A 16,298-nucleotide genomic window follows, 5' to 3' on the forward strand; every position below is an offset into this window, starting at 1 on the left:
TATTAATACGCTTTTCCCCAATACACCATTTGTTTAGCTTCTTTACCACAACAAATACATTCGTCAGCTAAATGCTCTTGCTCAAAAGGCATACAACGTGAAGATACTCCAACTTCTTCTTTTAGTTTCTCTTCACAAGCTAATTCTCCGCACCACATTGCCTTAATAAATCCTTGCTTTTCATCAGCTACTTGTTTCATCTCTTCAAAATTCGTCGCACTATACGTATTCTCATCGCGAAATACTTTTGCCTTATTAAATAAAGAGTCATGAATTTCCTCAAGTAGTGCTGGAATACGTTCTTCTAATTGATCCATTGATATAAATTCTTTTTCTTTCGTATCTCTTCTTACAAGTACAACTTGATTCTTTTCAATATCTTTAGGCCCAACTTCTAATCGAATTGGAATGCCCTTCATTTCATACTCATTAAATTTCCAGCCCGGTGTTTTATTACTAGCATCTATTTTCACGCGTGCAACTTTTTGAATATGTCCTTGTAACTCTGTTGCTTTCGCTAAAACTCCTTCTTTATGCTGAGCAATTGGTACGATAACAACTTGCACTGGAGCAACTTTTGGTGGCATTACAAGTCCATTATTATCGCTATGAACCATAATTAGCCCACCTATCATTCTTGTTGATACACCCCAAGATGTTTGGTGTACATATTGCCACTTACCGTTACGATCTAAAAATTTAATATCAAATGCTTCAGAGAAATTCGTTCCAAAGTTATGGGATGTTCCTGTTTGAAGTGCTTTCCCATCATGCATTAAGCTTTCAATTGTATAAGTTGCCTTTGCTCCAGCAAACTTCTCTTTTTCTGTTTTTTGTCCTTTAATAACTGGTATCGCTAAATAATCCTCACAGAAAGAAGCATATAAGTTTAAAATATTTAATGTTTCAGCCTGCGATTCTTCTGCTGTTTCATGGATTGTATGACCCTCTTGCCATAAAAATTCTGTCGTACGAAGGAATGGCCTAGTTGTCTTCTCCCAACGAACTACTGAACACCACTGGTTGTATAATTTTGGCAAATCATTATAGGATTGCACAATTTTTGAAAAATGCTCACAGAATAAAGTTTCAGATGTAGGACGTACACAAAGTCTTTCCGCTAACTTTTCATCTCCGCCATGCGTAACCCATGCTACTTCAGGAGCAAACCCTTCAACATGATCCTTCTCTTTTTGCAATAAACTCTCTGGGATAAACATTGGCATATATACATTTTCATGGCCAGTTTCTTTTAGCTTCTCATCCATCACCTTCTGCATATTCTCCCATAAGGCATAACCATATGGACGTAAAATCATGCACCCTTTTACACTTGAATAATCAACCAGTTCGGCTTTTTTTACAATATCGGTATACCACTGCGCAAAGTCCTCTTCCATCTTCGTAATGGCTTGCACTTGTTCTTTTGCCATAGTCAGTCTTCCTCCTTCTTCCAGAAAATACAAAAAAGCCCACGTCCCTAAATAGGGACCGAGCTTTGCCGGCGTTACCACCCTGATTCATACACAAAAATTGTATATGCTCTCTTCTTGATAACGGGAAATTCCCGCTGCATATGCAGAACTCAAAGGCAGGTTCCATATTGCCTTTTTAAGAATCTTTCAGCCTGGCGGATTCTCTCTCTGCTAAAAAGGTTGAACATGTACTAGTCCTTTTTCATCGTTATAATGAAATAAATTTGTTGATTATCATAATACAAATTCTTTTTTAAAACAATAGCTAATTTTCTTATTATTATATATTCTTTTCGTTTTTTACAGTTTTATACGTAGCTTTTTCGAGAGATTTTTACAAGTTGATGTGCAATCATACCAATAAGTGTACCTAGTAGAACGAAGAAACCAATAAATCCATATCCCATTCCTTCCCACCCACCAATAACCATCATGGTAACAGGAAATGATGCTAAGCAAAGAAGTATTACAATCAGTGCAAATATAATATCAAACTGTTTGTCTGGAAAACGTTTCTTTAGTAAATATGAAATAGCAAATACAAGGAGAATTGTGATGCCACCAATGATGTAAAATATACCGAATCCATCTAACCAGTCCATACTATTCCCTCCGTCCGTAGATTCCCTTATACTTATTATATGTTTAATTTTTCTGAAAATAAACAATAAATTTTATTCGAAAACATATTTTTATTACTAGGTATTAATAGTAATATATAAGAATAGGTTTTATATAATTAGGAGGATTACTTTATGGATAAAGCATTAACGAATCGTGTCATTATTTTATCATTCGACTGTTTATCAGCTTTAGATTTTCCTATACTACAAAAACTACCTCATTTCCAATCTCTAATAAAAAAGGGCACGGTTGTCGAAAAAGTAGAACCAATTTATCCTTCTGTAACATATCCAAGCCACTCAACAATCGTAACCGGTAATTATCCTAACAAGCACGGTGTTGTTAGTAATACGTTACTTCAACCAGGACGTGAATCACCTGATTGGCATTGGTACCGAAAATCGATAAAAGGAACAACATTGTATGATGAAGCGCGTAAAGCAAATTTAACGACAGCTGCCCTTCTATGGCCTGTTACTGGGAGAGCAAACATTGATTACAATTTACCAGAAATTTTCCCCAATAGACCGTGGCAAAATCAAGTGTTAGTTTCCTTATTTAGCGGTAGCCCACTATACCAATTAGATTTAAATCGTCGTTTCGGCCATATAAGAAATGGTTTATCACAACCAGAGCTGGATGATTTCGTCCTCGCCTCTGCTGTACACACCATTCAGACGAAAAAGCCTAATGTTATGTTCGTACATTTCACTGATTTAGACACGCAAAGACATTATCATGGCTTTGAATCTAACGAAACAATAGCTGCAATTCATAGACATGATGAGCGGCTAGGGAAAATTATTCAAACTTTAAAAGACAGTGATCTATACGAAGAAAGTACAATTATTGCCCTTGGTGATCATAGCGCTTTAAGTGAAAACAAATCCATCCAATTAAATGTGCTATTCCATCAAAGAGGACTTATATCTCTTAATAAAAAAGGCAAATTAGTAGACTGGAAAGCCTATTGCCAAAGTTGTGATGGCTCTGCCTATGTATATGTGAAAGACAAAAATGATACGGATACAATTCGAGAAGTACAACTACTCCTTGAAGAACTGCTGCAAAATAAACAGAATGGAATTGAATTTATACTTCATGATGAAGCTGCGAAAGACTGCGGTGCAGATGGTAATTGTTTATTTATGTTAGAAGCGCAAGAGGGGTATTATTTCACTGAAAACTATACAGGAGATTTTATAAAAGAAATTACTGAAAAAGATGTTACGCCTAGTAAAAAATATACATTTGGTACGCATGGATACTCTCCAACAAAACCTAACTATGAAACAATTTTTATCGCTGCTGGAAAAGGAATAAAAACCGGCGTTACCGTCCCGTATATGAGACTTATTGATGAAGGTCCAACTATCGCTAGACTACTCGGTTTACACTTAGGCGAAACAGACGGAGCAATTGTAGAGGATTTACTCCAATTGTAAAGAACTGTGTATATATGTAAAAGTTATGTAAAATTCATCACTGTTTCTCTTTTTATAATTTTTATTTTTGTACACTGTTAGTAAAACAAATTTAAGGGGGAACATTATATGAAAAAAATGTCCAGACAAGAAAAAAGCTGGATATTATACGATTGGGCGAACTCGGTATATTCGCTCGTCATTACAACTGCATTATTTCCAATTTACTTTAAAGCAGCTGCAAAAGAAGCTGGACTATCCGGGGCAACTTCAACAGCATATTGGGGATATGCAAACTCGTTCGCTACACTTTTAATTTCTATACTTGCTCCTATTCTCGGCACAGTTGCTGATTATAAAGGATTTAAAAAACGATTTTTCACATTCTTCTTTGGACTCGGTATCGTATTTACAAGTATGTTAGCAGTCGTTCCAACATCTCAGTGGTACTTATTATTAGGATGCTATATGCTCGCCTTAGTCGGTTTTGCTGGAGCAAACATTTTTTATGATGCATTTTTAGTAGATGTCACTTCTGAAGATAGAATGGATCGAATTTCTACGCGAGGTTTCGCATTAGGCTATATTGGGAGTACTATTCCTTTCATCGGTTGTATCGCTCTTATTATTCTTTCTCAAAAAGGAACTATCCCTTTATCTGTTGGTATTGCTAGTCAAATTTCATTTGCGATAACAGCTCTTTGGTGGGGGTTATTTACGATTCCAATGCTAAAAAACGTAGAGCAAAAGCACTATATTGAACGTCACCCTAGACCAATTACAATGAGCTTCAAACGCCTTGCTGCTACTTTTAAAAATATTAAAGAATATAAAACTGTATTCATGTTCCTAATCGCTTACTTTTTCTATATTGATGGGGTCGATACAATTATTACCATGTCCACCGCTTACGGAACAGATCTCGGTATCAGTGCAACGAATCTATTAATCATATTATTTGTAACACAAATTGTCGCTTGTCCATTTGCTTTATTATATGGAAAATTATCAGCAACATTTACAGGTAAAAAAATGCTATATGTCGGTATCATTATTTATATCATCATTTGCATATATGCTTATTTCTTAAAAACGACACTTGATTTTTGGATTTTAGCAATGTTAGTTGCTACATCTCAAGGTGGTATTCAAGCACTAAGTCGTTCATACTTTGCAAAACTAGTACCAAAAGAATCTGCTAATGAATTCTTCGGATTTTATAATATCTTTGGTAAGTTCGCCGCAATTATGGGCCCGGTATTAGTCGGTGTTACAACGCAATTAACAGGAAAAACAAACGCTGGTGTTCTTAGTATTATTGTTCTGTTTATTATCGGTGGATTCTTATTAACTAGAGTTCCAGAAAATAATACATCCGTTACACCAACTAGTCCAAAGACTAAAACACTATAAGAAAAGATCCTCTTCTCATGAGAAGAGGATCTTTTTTATTTTTAACGGTGCGCCTTATAATAAACGACTCTACTGCTTGTACAAAAATAATTTATCAACAGTTGTTCCTAATACTTCAGCTAAACGGAATGCTAACGCTAAGCTTGGATCATATTTATTATTCTCAATTGCATTTATCGTCTGTCTAGAAACCTTGCATTTATCAGCTAATGCGCCTTGTGAAATATTATTTTCAGTGCGTAATTCATAGATTTGATTTTTCACACCATTGCTCCTAACCTGTAAAATCGTTTTTACAACATCAGTATATAATTGGCTCATATAGTTGTCAAAAGTTCCTCAAAGAAAAAGGGAGCAATTTTGCTCCCTTAAAATAGTTATTTCGAAGCTAACGAATTTGTTAGTTTCTCTTTATTAACGACATCTTCTTTCTTTATTTGCATGCGTAGAACTGGCCCTATCGCTAATAAAACAAGTGCCATTGCTATACAAAACACAATAACTAGTGAAGTTAGTTCCTTTAATCCTCCAGCTAGTGAAGTTCCAATTAGCATTGCCCCCATAAACAGTGGTAAAATCGTCCCGTTTACTCTTCCAACCATATTTTCTGGTACAAGTTGAATCATAAGCGTACCGACAACGATATTAACACAAGCTAAACAAATACCTGTTCCAAATCTCATGAAACTAGTAATCCAAAATGATGTAGATAGCCCTTCTACTAAAAATGACATCGCTAATATGCTCATACCGAATACGAACATCTTTTTCGGATTCACTTTTGAAGCGAAAACTGCAGCAACAATACCACCGATTAACATACCTATTCCATCAGCTGCTGCTAAATATTGAACAGCTTCTTTTTCCATGCCTAAACGTTCAATTACAAGGAATACTTCTAATGGATTCGTTAATCCAACAGCTAAACCCATAATAGTAAAAGTGATCGTAATCATACGTAAATTTTTCGTGTGAAGAACGTATTTCCATCCTTCTTTTATATCATTTTTTAATGAATCTCTTGCCACTTTCTCTTTTTCAACCCATTTTGGTAAAAATGAAAGGGCGATAGCAGATAACAAAAATAAAATGATTAAGCTATATAGTGACGTAAATAAACCAAGTTGTGTATACACAAGCGATCCTACCACTGGCCCAAAAATTAGAAATAATGACTGTAATGTTTGGTTAAATGCAATCGCATTTGCTACCTCTTCTTCTTTTACATAGCGCTTAAATATACGCGAAGATGAGGGCTGAGAAAACTGACCTACAATCGCGGAAATGAGTGTTGCAAAAAATATAGCCTGCCAATAATCCAGCTTTAACAACAGGACAATTCCTATAATAGACAGTACACTCAACACATCTCCAGCGACCATTGTTCTTTTCGGATTCCAGCGATCTGCTAATGCACCACCAATGAACGAGAAAATAAAGATAGGTGCATACTCCATGACAGATAATAGAGACACTGAAACTGGATCATTATTTGTCCGCTCCATTATGAAATATAAAAGAGCCATATTTCTGATCCAAATTGCAAATTGTTGTAAAATATCAGATGCCATAACGAGCATAAATGCTCGGTTTTTAAATAAAGCTTTCACTTTCATTCCCCTTCCATAAACCGACCGTTCGGTCTAATTTGTTTTGTAAGAAAAGCAACTGACTTATTATTCAGCTGCCATTCCTTTTAACAATACATCTATTGCCTTTTTATAAATACGTTTCAGCTCTTTATAATCTAACTCGTAGTAAAGTACTCCAAGCCCTGATAATAATCCGTTCACAATATACATAAGATCACGAGTATTATCTTCACGGAACTCTCCAGACTGTATACCTGCTTCAATTAATTTCTCAAACATAACATATGATTCTCTAGTTAAAGCTAACAGTTCATCCAGAATCTCTTTACTTACAACTTGGCTCATAGAGAATTCCTCTATTGCATTTGAAATTGGTTGCTGTATGTCCTCTACATGATATTCCGCGAGACCATATAGTTTTTCAGTACTAGTACTATACAACTTCTCTTTTTCATTCCATTTTTCAACCCAATCATACGTATGCTGTTTCACTACAAATAAAAATAATTCTTCTTTACTTTTAAAGTGATAATAAATACTTCCTTTACTTCGCTCTGTAATTTCACAAATCTCTTCCATAGATGTAGCAGCGTAGCCCTTCTGTGAAAATAGACTTTCTGCTTTATATGCAATTTCTTTCTTTATCTCTTCTGCGCTTCTTCTCATATTCACACCTCTTTAAACCGACCGTTCAGTCTAATAATAACAAATCAAAAACCTCTATCGCAAGAGGCTATATTCCTTATTTAAGAAAATGTACTTTCAAACCAAGTTCGAATCATATGTATTGTTCCAAATTTAAATGTTAATTTAACAAGAAATACGCCTCCCGCAGCTAATAAAAATAACACTACTTTCCCCTTATTTTTCACTCTCGGTTCCCTTTTCATTTCCATTCCCCTTAGTATGTTAAAAATATTAATCAAACGTTTGTTTAACTGTGTTTATGCATATGTAAGCCAACTAATCAAACGTTTGTTTAAAAAGAAATACGCCTATATAAGGCGCATTTTCATCAATCACCACCACCGCAGCTTCCCCCGCTATCTCCCCCAAAAGACCCTCCACAATCATGTGAACCGCCATCATGCGAGCTATCATTATCAGATCCAGCAAAGAAAAATAATGGTGATGAGCTGTTAGATGAATTATGAATGTTATTTTGTTTTGTAAGATTTACCTTCTTTTTGTTCGATCGAACTGCTGTTACGATTATTCCAACTACAACAAATAATAGTATGACGATAATAAATTCCATATAAAAGCCTCCCTTATTCCTCGAATAATTGAATGGTTCTCTCTAGATTTTCAAGTGAAATGAAGCGCGATTCTCGAAGGATCTCTTTTCCATTATAAAATAATAAAATTGTCGGTCCTGTAAATACGGCATATCGCCCCGCAATCTCTTGCATGTCTTGTAGTAATATCTCTATTTTCTCTACGTAATCATAATTCTCTAATACGCAATTTACTTTTCTTAGCATAACATCACAAACACCACAATTTTCCGTTTTAATAAACAGAAGTACCAATTGTTGTTCTTCGATATAGGTCGCTATTTCTTCTATCGTTTTAAATGTAGTCATCTTATCCCTCTTAGCGTAATTTACGAAATACTTTGTCTTGATACATACGAAAAGCTGAACTATCTTTAATCTTTCTCTTTTCCATTACCTGCTGAAAACGTAACGTTTTTATTGTTAACTCTTCTCGTAATTTCTTTCTCTCTTCTTCATCATAACAGCAGGCAATTAGATCCTCTATTTTTAATATATCTTTTTGTAGTTCCATCTCTGGTGGAATCATTCCCGCATTTTTTAAAATTTTATAACTCATTCTAAGTTCTGGAGGTACCATTGAAAAATCTTCTAATTGTAGTGGTTTTCCTTTTCCCGGAAGATAATCAAGATCACCATTCCGTATTGCTTGGCGAATTTTTTCTTCAGCAATGTTCAAAAACACATCCACACTATTCCCTCCTTTACATATTTTTACTATTATTTTACATGATATTTCCTTATCTTTCTACGTCTTTAATAATTGGCTCCATACAATTTTTTCTCAAATTTATTTATAATGAGCTATTTCCTCCCATACCGACCTTTCGTTTTCATATATAGTTTGTATTCAAGCCTTTTTGTATTGAGAAAGTCTTTTTCAACTTAATAAAGCGTTTACACTAAATCTTACATTTGTTACGATTTAATCACCCCCAGCTCCCTTGTATAGACTTCGTGATGTCTGATCATTTTATCTAGACGTTTCATACGTCTAGATTCATTTTGATTTATTGGCGTATGCCTTTAAATATATCTTTTATTTTGAAAGGAGAAATGGCTATGAGGTCTCAAAAATTCACACTGCTATTACTATCTCTACTACTTTTCTTACCTCTTTTTCTCACAAATTTTATTACTCCAAATCTCGCATTAGCAGATTCACCAAAGCAAAGTCAAAAAATTGTTGGGTACTTTCCTTCGTGGGGCGTTTACGGACGTAATTATCAAGTTGCTGACATTGATGCATCAAAACTTACTCACCTTAACTATGCTTTCGCGGATATTTGTTGGAATGGAAAACATGGAAATCCTTCTACCCATCCGGATAATCCAAATAAACAAACGTGGAACTGTAAAGAATCTGGTGTACCATTGCAAAATAAAGAGGTTCCTAATGGTACTCTCGTACTCGGTGAACCATGGGCTGATGTTACCAAATCGTATCCTGGCTCAGGTACAACTTGGGAAGATTGCGATAAATATGCCCGTTGCGGAAATTTCGGAGAACTAAAACGATTAAAAGCTAAATATCCTCATTTAAAAACAATAATTTCCGTTGGTGGCTGGACTTGGTCTAACCGCTTTTCTGATATGGCCGCTGATGAAAAGACAAGAAAAGTATTTGCCGAATCTACAGTAGCTTTTCTTCGCGCATATGGATTTGATGGCGTAGATTTAGACTGGGAATATCCGGGCGTTGAAACAATTCCTGGTGGTAGTTATCGTCCTGAAGATAAACAAAATTTCACTCTTCTTCTTCAAGACGTCCGAAATGCTTTGAATAAAGCAGGTGCTGAAGATGGCAAACAATATTTACTAACAATCGCGTCAGGTGCAAGTCAACGCTACGCTGATCATACAGAGCTAAAGAAAATTTCTCAAATACTCGATTGGATTAATATTATGACATATGATTTCCACGGTGGATGGGAAGCTACTTCTAATCATAATGCAGCTCTATATAAGGATCCAAATGACCCAGCAGCAAATACGAATTTTTACGTAGATGGTGCTATAGACGTTTATACCAATGAAGGTGTTCCAGTGGATAAACTAGTATTAGGCGTACCTTTTTACGGACGTGGCTGGAAAAGTTGTGGAAAAGAAAATAACGGACAATATCAACCTTGCAAACCAGGTAGTGATGGGAAACTTGCTTCTAAAGGTACTTGGGATGATTATTCTACCGGTGACACAGGTGTGTATGATTACGGTGATTTAACAGCCAATTACGTTAATAAAAATGGTTTTGTACGCTACTGGAATGACACAGCTAAAGTACCTTATTTATATAATGCAACTACAGGCACATTTATTAGCTACGATGACAATGAATCTATGAAATATAAAACAGACTATATAAAGACGAAAGGTTTAAGTGGAGCAATGTTTTGGGAACTAAGCGGAGATTGCCGTACAAGTCCAAAATATAGTTGTAGTGGTCCAAAATTACTTGATACGCTAGTAAAAGAATTACTTGGTGGACCTATTAACCAAAAAGATACTGAGCCACCAACGAATGTTAAAAACATTATAGTTACGAATAAAACTTCAAGCTCAGTTCAATTAAGCTGGACTGCATCCACTGATAACGTAGGCGTTACTGAATACGAAATTACTGCCGGAGAAGAAAAATGGAGTGCAACAACAAATAGCATTACAATTAAAAACTTAAAACCTAATACGGAATACACATTTTCAGTAATTGCCAAAGATGCTTCTGGAAATAAATCACACCCTACCGCTCTTACTGTCAAAACGGATGAAGCTAATACAACACCTCCTGATGGAAATGGCACTGCTACATTTTCAGTCACTTCGAATTGGGGAAGCGGTTATAACTTCTCGATTATAATTAAAAATAACGGAACGATTCCTATTAAAAATTGGAAATTAGAATTTGATTATAGCGGCAATTTAACACAAGTTTGGGATTCTAAAATTAGTAGTAAAACAAATAATCATTATGTAATTACGAACGCAGGATGGAATGGCGAAATTCCTCCTGGTGGATCAATTACAATTGGTGGTGCAGGAACGGGTAATCCTGCCGAACTTTTAAATGCCGTCATTAGCGAAAACTAGACGTAATATCCATTAATTATTTCACTAAAGTTTGAATTTAGGTTTGAGCAATACCTCCTAAATTCAAACTTTTAATTTTATGAAAAATAAAAAGCATCACAATAACCTATTATAATTAACTTCTAATATGAAGTTGATATGAAGTTAATTTGAATTTTACATGAATTTCCTTTAATTTCTATTGTCTTCCTATAATATCCACATTATTCTTTACATATAGGAATTATTTTCATTCCACTTTGAACTATCTATATATATAAAGAAAGATAGTCACCTGTTAGGGAAAGGCTTTCGTATTATTATAAATATAACAAAAGAAAAAGCACGCTTATAAGCGCACCATAAGAGTGCTTCTTCATACAATTCTCATGTAAGAGTTCTCGAAAATCATGTTAATCACAAAGAAAAGACATTAGCTCATAAAAGCTAATGTCTTTTCTTTATTCATATTGTTCAGCATTCCACTCTTCTATATTCCATACTTTTGTTATCCACGATTCATAGAAAGAAGGTTCATGTGAGACAATTAAAACCGTTCCTTTATATTGTTGTAACGCTTCTTTTAAAGCCATCTTAGTTTCTACATCCAAATGATTAGTCGGTTCGTCTAAAATTAAAACATTGCTTTTCGTTACGATAAGTTCACATAAACGCACTTTCGTTTGCTCTCCACCGCTTAATAAACGAATAGGTTTTAATACGTGTTCTTCTTTCAATCCACACTTCGCTAATACTTGGCGCACTTCTTTCTTTGTCATATCTGGTCGTTCTGCCCAAACTTTCTCTAACGGTGTTATTTCTGAAGCAAACTCTTCCTGTGCAAAATAAGCAGGATTTACTCGTTCCCCAACAAAAATTGAACCGCTTAGCGGCTTTATTTGACCTAATAACGTCTTTAACATTGTCGTTTTTCCAATACCGTTATGACCAACAACAGCTATCTTTTCTCCTTTTTTCACTTGTAAATTCAAGCCTGGAAATAACGGCTCACTATAACCCACTCTTAGTTTCTCAGCCTGTAATATACGACTTACTGGTTCATTATAAACAGTAAAAGCAAAACGGGACCGAGGTATATTATTAACCTTTTCAACCCTTTGCATTTTCTCCAATACTTTCTCTCGACTTTTTGCCTGTTTTGCTTTTCGAATCTTATTTTTTTGAATAAATGTTTCTAACTGAGCAATTTCTTTTTGTTGTTTCACATACGCCGATTGTAATTGTTTCCTTTGTACTTGGTAACTTTGTAAAAACTTTTCATAATCCCCTACATATCGCTTAACTTTTCGTTCTTCTAGATGGTAAATGACATTCGTAATATTGTTCAAAAATACTTCATCATGCGAAATGATAATATAAGCTTTTTCGTACAGTTTCAAGTACGATTGCAACCATTCTATATGTGCTGTATCTAAATAGTTCGTTGGTTCATCTAGCAATAAAACATCAGCTTTTTCTAGAAGAAGCTTTCCTAGTAATAACTTTGTCCGCTGTCCTCCACTTAACTTTGAAACATCCTTTTCCAATCCTATTTCAAACAGCCCTAAACCAATTGCCACTTCTTCAATTTCTGTATGAATTTGATAGAAATTAGAGTTTTCCAATATAGTTTGTAACTCTCCATACCTTACTAACAATTTTTCTACTTCTACTGCTTCAGCCATCTCTTCTGCAATTTTTAACATTTCATATTCAATCGCATACAAGTTAGAAAATGCACTTTGCAAGTATCCTGCAATTGTTATTCCTTCTTGTAAATCTATATGCTGCTGCAAAAATCCAACCTTTACATGTGGAAACCATTCAATGTTCCCATCATCATGTATAAGTTCTCCTGTTAAAATTCTTAGCAGTGTTGATTTTCCAATCCCATTTTTCCCTACTAACCCAACATGCTCCCCCTTTAATAATCGAAAGCATGCATTATATAAGATGGTTTTCTCACCATACGAATGACTTAAATTTTCTACTGTTAATATACTCATTTTTTTCTCTCCTTTACTTATCGTCCATAAGCTAAATAGAGAGACCAACAGTATGAATCCTTATTTAATTATGCATATAAAAATGGGTAAGGTGAATACACCTTACCCATTACATATTATCGTAAAAAAGGATTAAGGTTCTTTACCTGCTGTCTTCAATTTAGCTTAATCTTAAAAAATGGGCAGACTTCTCCCATATCAAGCTAAAACCATTTGAAGAACAGTTGATAAAGTCATTTTATCCTTTCACTCCTTTAACATTTGTTATATTAAGAGTATAAACTACTCTGTTATATTCTATTCTCTATTTTCCCTTTTGTTCCTTCTCCATCTTTTCATATTCTAAAAAAAGCCTCTTAACAGTAATTATACTAACAACTGTTAAAAGGCTTTTTCTATTTTTTCATATAAGGAGCTAACACACTTAAAATCTCTTCTTTATCCTTTTTTAATTCGAGTGATGTTAACATATCCATCGTTCTCGGTCTAGGTAATTTCACTTGTACCTCGCCAACAATTGACGCTGGTCTTTGAGATAAAATAAATACGCGATCTGAAAGCAAGATTGCCTCATCTAAGTCATGTGTAACCATAACGATTGTTTGCTTCTCTTGATGCCAAGAGTTTAAAAGCCAGCTATGTACTTCCATTTTTGTAAATGCATCTAACTTTCCAAAAGGCTCATCAAGCAGCATAATTGGCTTTTCACATAAATATGTGCGCAGAAAACTAATTCTTTGACGCATACCACCAGACAATTCATCTGGATAATGGTCTGCATATTCATCTAGTTCGAACTGCTTTAATGCTTCCATTCCTTCTGTCAGCCTTTGTTTTTTCGGCTTTCCTTCAATTTCTAACGGAAGAACGATATTTTGCAAAGCTGATCGCCACGGTAGTAATAAATCTTGTTGTGGCATATAACTAACAACATCTTGCTCTTGTACTTGCTTATCTTTATACGTTACGTTCCCGCTTGTTGGTTTTTCAACATTTGCAATCATGTTTAATAATGTGCTTTTCCCGCAACCACTCGGTCCTACAAAGGAAACAAACTCTCCCTCTTGTATAGAGGCACTAATATTCTCTAATACATTCTTTCCGTCGAAAGATTTCACTATATTTTTTATTTGTAATCCGCTCATTTTTCACTTGGAAGGAATTCATTTGTAAAAGCATCTTTTACATCGATTTTCTTTTTAATAACTTTGTTGTCATATAAGAAATTCATGTAATTCGTCCAAATTTCTTCCTTCTGTACACCCCATGCTTTCGCATCATCTTGATACTTCGTACTTAACCATTTCTGGCTTTCTTGAACTAAATCTTTATTTACATCTGGAACAGCTTTAATTAGAATATCAGCAGCTTCTTTCGGTTCCTTAATTGCAAAATTATAACCTTCTGTTGTTGCACTCATAAACTTTTTCACAAAGTCTTTATCTTGCTTCGTATGTTTTTCACTCGTAATAATAACAGGACTATAGAAATCAAGCGCTGGGTCTAAGTCTTTCACCATAATCGTATTTAACTCTTTTCCTTGGCGCTTCGCTTCAATTCCATCCCATCCGTAATAAATCCATTCAAAGTCTGCATCACGGCCGATTGATTTAAAGAAATCGGTTTGTCCTAAGATGATTTTTTCAACTTTATTAAAATCAGCTTGATGCTTATCCATAATCGTCTTTAATGTCGCTTCTTCTGCTGGTCCTCCCCAGCCGCCGTAACGTTTACCTTCAAAATCTTTCGGTGACGTCATATTACCTTTCTTAAGTGATGCAAATGCTGAAGTGTTATGCTGAATAATCGCTCCGACAGATACAACAGGAATCCCTTCCACACGAGCCAACGTTACATTTTCTTGTGCGCTTATTGCGAAGTCAGCTTTTCCTGATGCTATCATTTGCTCTGCTGTTACATTGTCACCCGGTTGAATAATTTCTACATCTAATCCTTGCTTTTTGTAATAATCTTTCGTTTGTGCTACATATAAGCCAGTATGATTCGTATTTGGAAACCAATCTAATACTACTTTTACTTTTTGATCTTTACTTTTACTTTCTTCTTTCTTCGCCGGATTACATCCAGCCACACCTACCGCTAATAAGGCAGCTAACATAACTTTCAAACCTTTTTTCATTTTCTGCCGTCCTTTCTATATATCCATGGTGCTGTTATTCTTGCCATAAACTCTACGATAAAATACAGGCACAATGTCACCATAACGATGATTGCTGCAACACCAAATACTCGGGCAGTCAAAAATGATTTTGTAGCCCTCGTAAGCATAACGCCTAATCCTTCACTTGCACCGAGCCATTCTCCGATAATTGCCCCCATTACGCTATATGTAACTGCAATTTTTAAGCCTGAGAAAAAGTATGGAAGCACTGCTGGAAATTTTACTTTCTGGTAAACTTGCCATTTCGTCGCCTTCATTGTTTGTAACAGCTTCAACATGTTTTTATCTACTGTTTGAAAACCTTCTAAAATACTAAGCGCAATTGGGAAGAAACAAACGAGTATTACGACCATTACTTTCGGCAACATCCCATATCCAAACCAAATAATAAATAGTGGTGCAAGTACAACAATTGGAATTGTTTGCGAAATAACGAGCAATGGATTTATTAAAATACGAAATAACGGTATAACGTCCATAATAATTGCGATGCTCGTCCCCAATAAAATTGCAAAGAATAGTCCAATTATAACTTCCTGCAGTGTTTGCATCGTATTTGGTAATAGTAAATCTTTCATCCCAATTAATTCTTGAACAATGGCAGAAGGCTTTGGTAAAATCCACGGTTCGATTTTAAATAATGAAACAGATCCTTCCCATATCGCAATGAGAAGGATAAGCCAAATAGTTGTAATAAGTTTAGATTGCTTCTGGTTTTGCATATTCATCACGGTACTTCCAAACCTTTTCATCTATCGTTACACCAGTGCTTGGACGATAATGGATTTTAATAGAAGTAATCACTTCTTCTGCTCCAGCATCGACGCAAGCTTGTTGTGCACGTTTAACGACATCAAGAAGTACATCTAATTCTCCTTCCAAAGTTGTTTCCATTGCCCCTACTTCATAACGAACTCCCGATTGTTGCACAACTTCAATTGCTTTATCGACAACAGAATATACATCTTTCGTTTTCGCTTGTGGTACTACTGAAAATGACATTGTAACTTGTTGTGACATAATAAAATCCCCCTTATAAAATTAAATTTCAAAAATAAGAAAAGGCTTTCCTACTGCGTAGGAAAGCCTTGTATGCAAGTTATTATAGAATAACATATGCTACATCACTTTAAGTAACTCCCTACGCTGGCATTATCCAGATCAGGTTGAGGGTCGATGTTTACTTACATCCTCTCAGCCAATTGGCTCCCCGGTCCTTAATTCGTTTTCATTGTAGCA

17 protein-coding genes, 1 riboswitch and 1 other annotated feature are annotated in these 16,298 nt (G+C 35.1%); of the genes, 3 read left to right on the forward strand and 14 right to left on the reverse strand.

Translation table 11 applies throughout. The annotated features are described in order from the left end of the window. Positions 1-2 precede the first annotated feature (2 nt). Positions 3-1,433: a proline--tRNA ligase gene (gene proS / locus CN409_RS09635; RefSeq protein WP_001040982.1), complete on the reverse strand. Its 1,431-nt coding sequence runs from the start codon at positions 1,431-1,433 to the stop codon at positions 3-5. 50 nt (positions 1,434-1,483) lie between these two features. Next, positions 1,484-1,690 (reverse strand) — a binding site (T-box leader). Positions 1,691-1,783: 93 nt separating this feature from the next. Beyond that, positions 1,784-2,077 (reverse strand): YesK-like family protein, encoded by a 294-nt coding sequence (locus CN409_RS09640; protein WP_000383860.1) that lies wholly within the window; start codon positions 2,075-2,077, stop codon positions 1,784-1,786. A gap of 153 nt (positions 2,078-2,230) precedes the next feature. On the opposite strand from CN409_RS09640, the gene CN409_RS09645 reads away from it, so the two are divergent. Together CN409_RS09645 and CN409_RS09650 are read left to right on the forward strand one after the other, a co-directional pair. After that, a complete protein-coding gene (locus CN409_RS09645; RefSeq protein ID WP_000356443.1) occupies positions 2,231-3,544 on the forward strand; it encodes an alkaline phosphatase family protein in 1,314 nt (437 codons plus the stop codon). A gap of 108 nt (positions 3,545-3,652) precedes the next feature. Further along, positions 3,653-4,936, forward strand: a complete 1,284-nt coding sequence (locus CN409_RS09650) for an MFS transporter (RefSeq protein WP_000738826.1) — start codon at positions 3,653-3,655, stop codon at positions 4,934-4,936. 69 nt (positions 4,937-5,005) lie between these two features. Here the strand turns inward: CN409_RS09650 and CN409_RS09655 are convergent, their stop codons facing one another. The 7 genes from CN409_RS09655 to CN409_RS09685 form a co-directional block, all read right to left on the reverse strand. After that, positions 5,006-5,257, reverse strand: a complete 252-nt coding sequence (locus CN409_RS09655; protein WP_002023181.1) for a helix-turn-helix transcriptional regulator — start codon at positions 5,255-5,257, stop codon at positions 5,006-5,008. Positions 5,258-5,313: 56 nt separating this feature from the next. Then, on the reverse strand, positions 5,314-6,546 hold the full coding sequence (locus tag CN409_RS09660) for an MFS transporter (RefSeq protein WP_000645357.1): 1,233 nt from the start codon (positions 6,544-6,546) through the stop codon (positions 5,314-5,316). Between the two features lie 66 nt (positions 6,547-6,612). Continuing rightward, positions 6,613-7,194, reverse strand: coding sequence for a TetR/AcrR family transcriptional regulator (locus CN409_RS09665; RefSeq protein ID WP_001254448.1), 582 nt, complete (start codon positions 7,192-7,194; stop codon positions 6,613-6,615). A gap of 80 nt (positions 7,195-7,274) precedes the next feature. Further along, positions 7,275-7,418: a hypothetical protein gene (locus CN409_RS09670; RefSeq protein ID WP_000817987.1), complete on the reverse strand. Its 144-nt coding sequence runs from the start codon at positions 7,416-7,418 to the stop codon at positions 7,275-7,277. 125 nt (positions 7,419-7,543) lie between these two features. After that, positions 7,544-7,786: a hypothetical protein gene (locus CN409_RS09675; protein WP_000394363.1), complete on the reverse strand. Its 243-nt coding sequence runs from the start codon at positions 7,784-7,786 to the stop codon at positions 7,544-7,546. A 13-nt stretch (positions 7,787-7,799) separates the two neighbouring features. Further along, on the reverse strand, positions 7,800-8,114 hold the full coding sequence (locus CN409_RS09680) for a thioredoxin family protein (RefSeq protein WP_000206513.1): 315 nt from the start codon (positions 8,112-8,114) through the stop codon (positions 7,800-7,802). A 10-nt stretch (positions 8,115-8,124) separates the two neighbouring features. After that, positions 8,125-8,496, reverse strand: coding sequence for a DnaJ family domain-containing protein (locus tag CN409_RS09685; RefSeq protein ID WP_000382370.1), 372 nt, complete (start codon positions 8,494-8,496; stop codon positions 8,125-8,127). 371 nt (positions 8,497-8,867) lie between these two features. Here CN409_RS09685 and CN409_RS09695 point away from each other — a divergent pair, with 371 nt between their 5' ends. Continuing rightward, positions 8,868-10,892, forward strand: coding sequence for a glycosyl hydrolase family 18 protein (locus CN409_RS09695; RefSeq protein ID WP_001257483.1), 2,025 nt, complete (start codon positions 8,868-8,870; stop codon positions 10,890-10,892). A 440-nt stretch (positions 10,893-11,332) separates the two neighbouring features. Here the strand turns inward: CN409_RS09695 and CN409_RS09700 are convergent, their stop codons facing one another. From CN409_RS09700 to CN409_RS09720, 5 genes are all read right to left on the reverse strand, one after another. Then, positions 11,333-12,877, reverse strand: coding sequence for an ABC-F family ATP-binding cassette domain-containing protein (locus tag CN409_RS09700; RefSeq protein WP_000025946.1), 1,545 nt, complete (start codon positions 12,875-12,877; stop codon positions 11,333-11,335). Positions 12,878-13,272: 395 nt separating this feature from the next. Next, positions 13,273-14,022 (reverse strand): ABC transporter ATP-binding protein, encoded by a 750-nt coding sequence (locus CN409_RS09705; protein ID WP_000016083.1) that lies wholly within the window; start codon positions 14,020-14,022, stop codon positions 13,273-13,275. Beyond that, a complete protein-coding gene (locus CN409_RS09710) occupies positions 14,019-15,017 on the reverse strand; it encodes an ABC transporter substrate-binding protein (protein ID WP_086389653.1) in 999 nt (332 codons plus the stop codon). Before CN409_RS09710 ends, CN409_RS09705 begins: the two co-directional genes overlap by 4 nt. Further along, the gene (locus CN409_RS09715) at positions 15,014-15,787 is read right to left on the reverse strand and encodes an ABC transporter permease (protein WP_001057166.1); all 774 of its coding nucleotides are present in this window, start codon (positions 15,785-15,787) and stop codon (positions 15,014-15,016) included. The genes CN409_RS09710 and CN409_RS09715 overlap by 4 nt, the downstream gene beginning before the upstream one ends. Continuing rightward, positions 15,759-16,079 (reverse strand): MTH1187 family thiamine-binding protein, encoded by a 321-nt coding sequence (locus tag CN409_RS09720; protein WP_000082906.1) that lies wholly within the window; start codon positions 16,077-16,079, stop codon positions 15,759-15,761. The genes CN409_RS09715 and CN409_RS09720 overlap by 29 nt, the downstream gene beginning before the upstream one ends. Before the next feature lie 101 nt (positions 16,080-16,180). Further along, positions 16,181-16,282: riboswitch (TPP riboswitch) on the reverse strand. Between the last annotated feature and the right edge of the window lie 16 nt (positions 16,283-16,298).

The sequence above is a fragment of the Bacillus sp. AFS012607 genome, from assembly GCF_002558005.1.
GTDB lineage: Bacteria > Bacillota > Bacilli > Bacillales > Bacillaceae_G > Bacillus_A > Bacillus_A thuringiensis_S.

Bases quoted from the DNA above. Each gene is read 5' to 3' on its own strand.
- CN409_RS09655 (WP_002023181.1), bottom strand. From the start codon at position 5,257: ATGAGCCAATTATATACTGATGTTGTAAAAACGATTTTACAGGTTAGG.
- CN409_RS09640 (WP_000383860.1), bottom strand. From the start codon at position 2,077: ATGGACTGGTTAGATGGATTCGGTATATTTTACATCATTGGTGGCATC.
- CN409_RS09675 (WP_000394363.1), bottom strand. From the start codon at position 7,786: ATGGAATTTATTATCGTCATACTATTATTTGTTGTAGTTGGAATAATC.
- CN409_RS09645 (WP_000356443.1), top strand. From the start codon at position 2,231: ATGGATAAAGCATTAACGAATCGTGTCATTATTTTATCATTCGACTGT.
- CN409_RS09680 (WP_000206513.1), bottom strand. From the start codon at position 8,114: ATGACTACATTTAAAACGATAGAAGAAATAGCGACCTATATCGAAGAA.
- CN409_RS09650 (WP_000738826.1), top strand. From the start codon at position 3,653: ATGAAAAAAATGTCCAGACAAGAAAAAAGCTGGATATTATACGATTGG.
- proS (WP_001040982.1), bottom strand. From the start codon at position 1,433: ATGGCAAAAGAACAAGTGCAAGCCATTACGAAGATGGAAGAGGACTTT.
- CN409_RS09670 (WP_000817987.1), bottom strand. From the start codon at position 7,418: ATGAAAAGGGAACCGAGAGTGAAAAATAAGGGGAAAGTAGTGTTATTT.
- CN409_RS09700 (WP_000025946.1), bottom strand. From the start codon at position 12,877: ATGAGTATATTAACAGTAGAAAATTTAAGTCATTCGTATGGTGAGAAA.
- CN409_RS09695 (WP_001257483.1), top strand. From the start codon at position 8,868: ATGAGGTCTCAAAAATTCACACTGCTATTACTATCTCTACTACTTTTC.
- CN409_RS09665 (WP_001254448.1), bottom strand. From the start codon at position 7,194: ATGAGAAGAAGCGCAGAAGAGATAAAGAAAGAAATTGCATATAAAGCA.
- CN409_RS09705 (WP_000016083.1), bottom strand. From the start codon at position 14,022: ATGAGCGGATTACAAATAAAAAATATAGTGAAATCTTTCGACGGAAAG.
- CN409_RS09720 (WP_000082906.1), bottom strand. From the start codon at position 16,079: ATGTCACAACAAGTTACAATGTCATTTTCAGTAGTACCACAAGCGAAA.
- CN409_RS09710 (WP_086389653.1), bottom strand. From the start codon at position 15,017: ATGAAAAAAGGTTTGAAAGTTATGTTAGCTGCCTTATTAGCGGTAGGT.
- CN409_RS09715 (WP_001057166.1), bottom strand. From the start codon at position 15,787: ATGAATATGCAAAACCAGAAGCAATCTAAACTTATTACAACTATTTGG.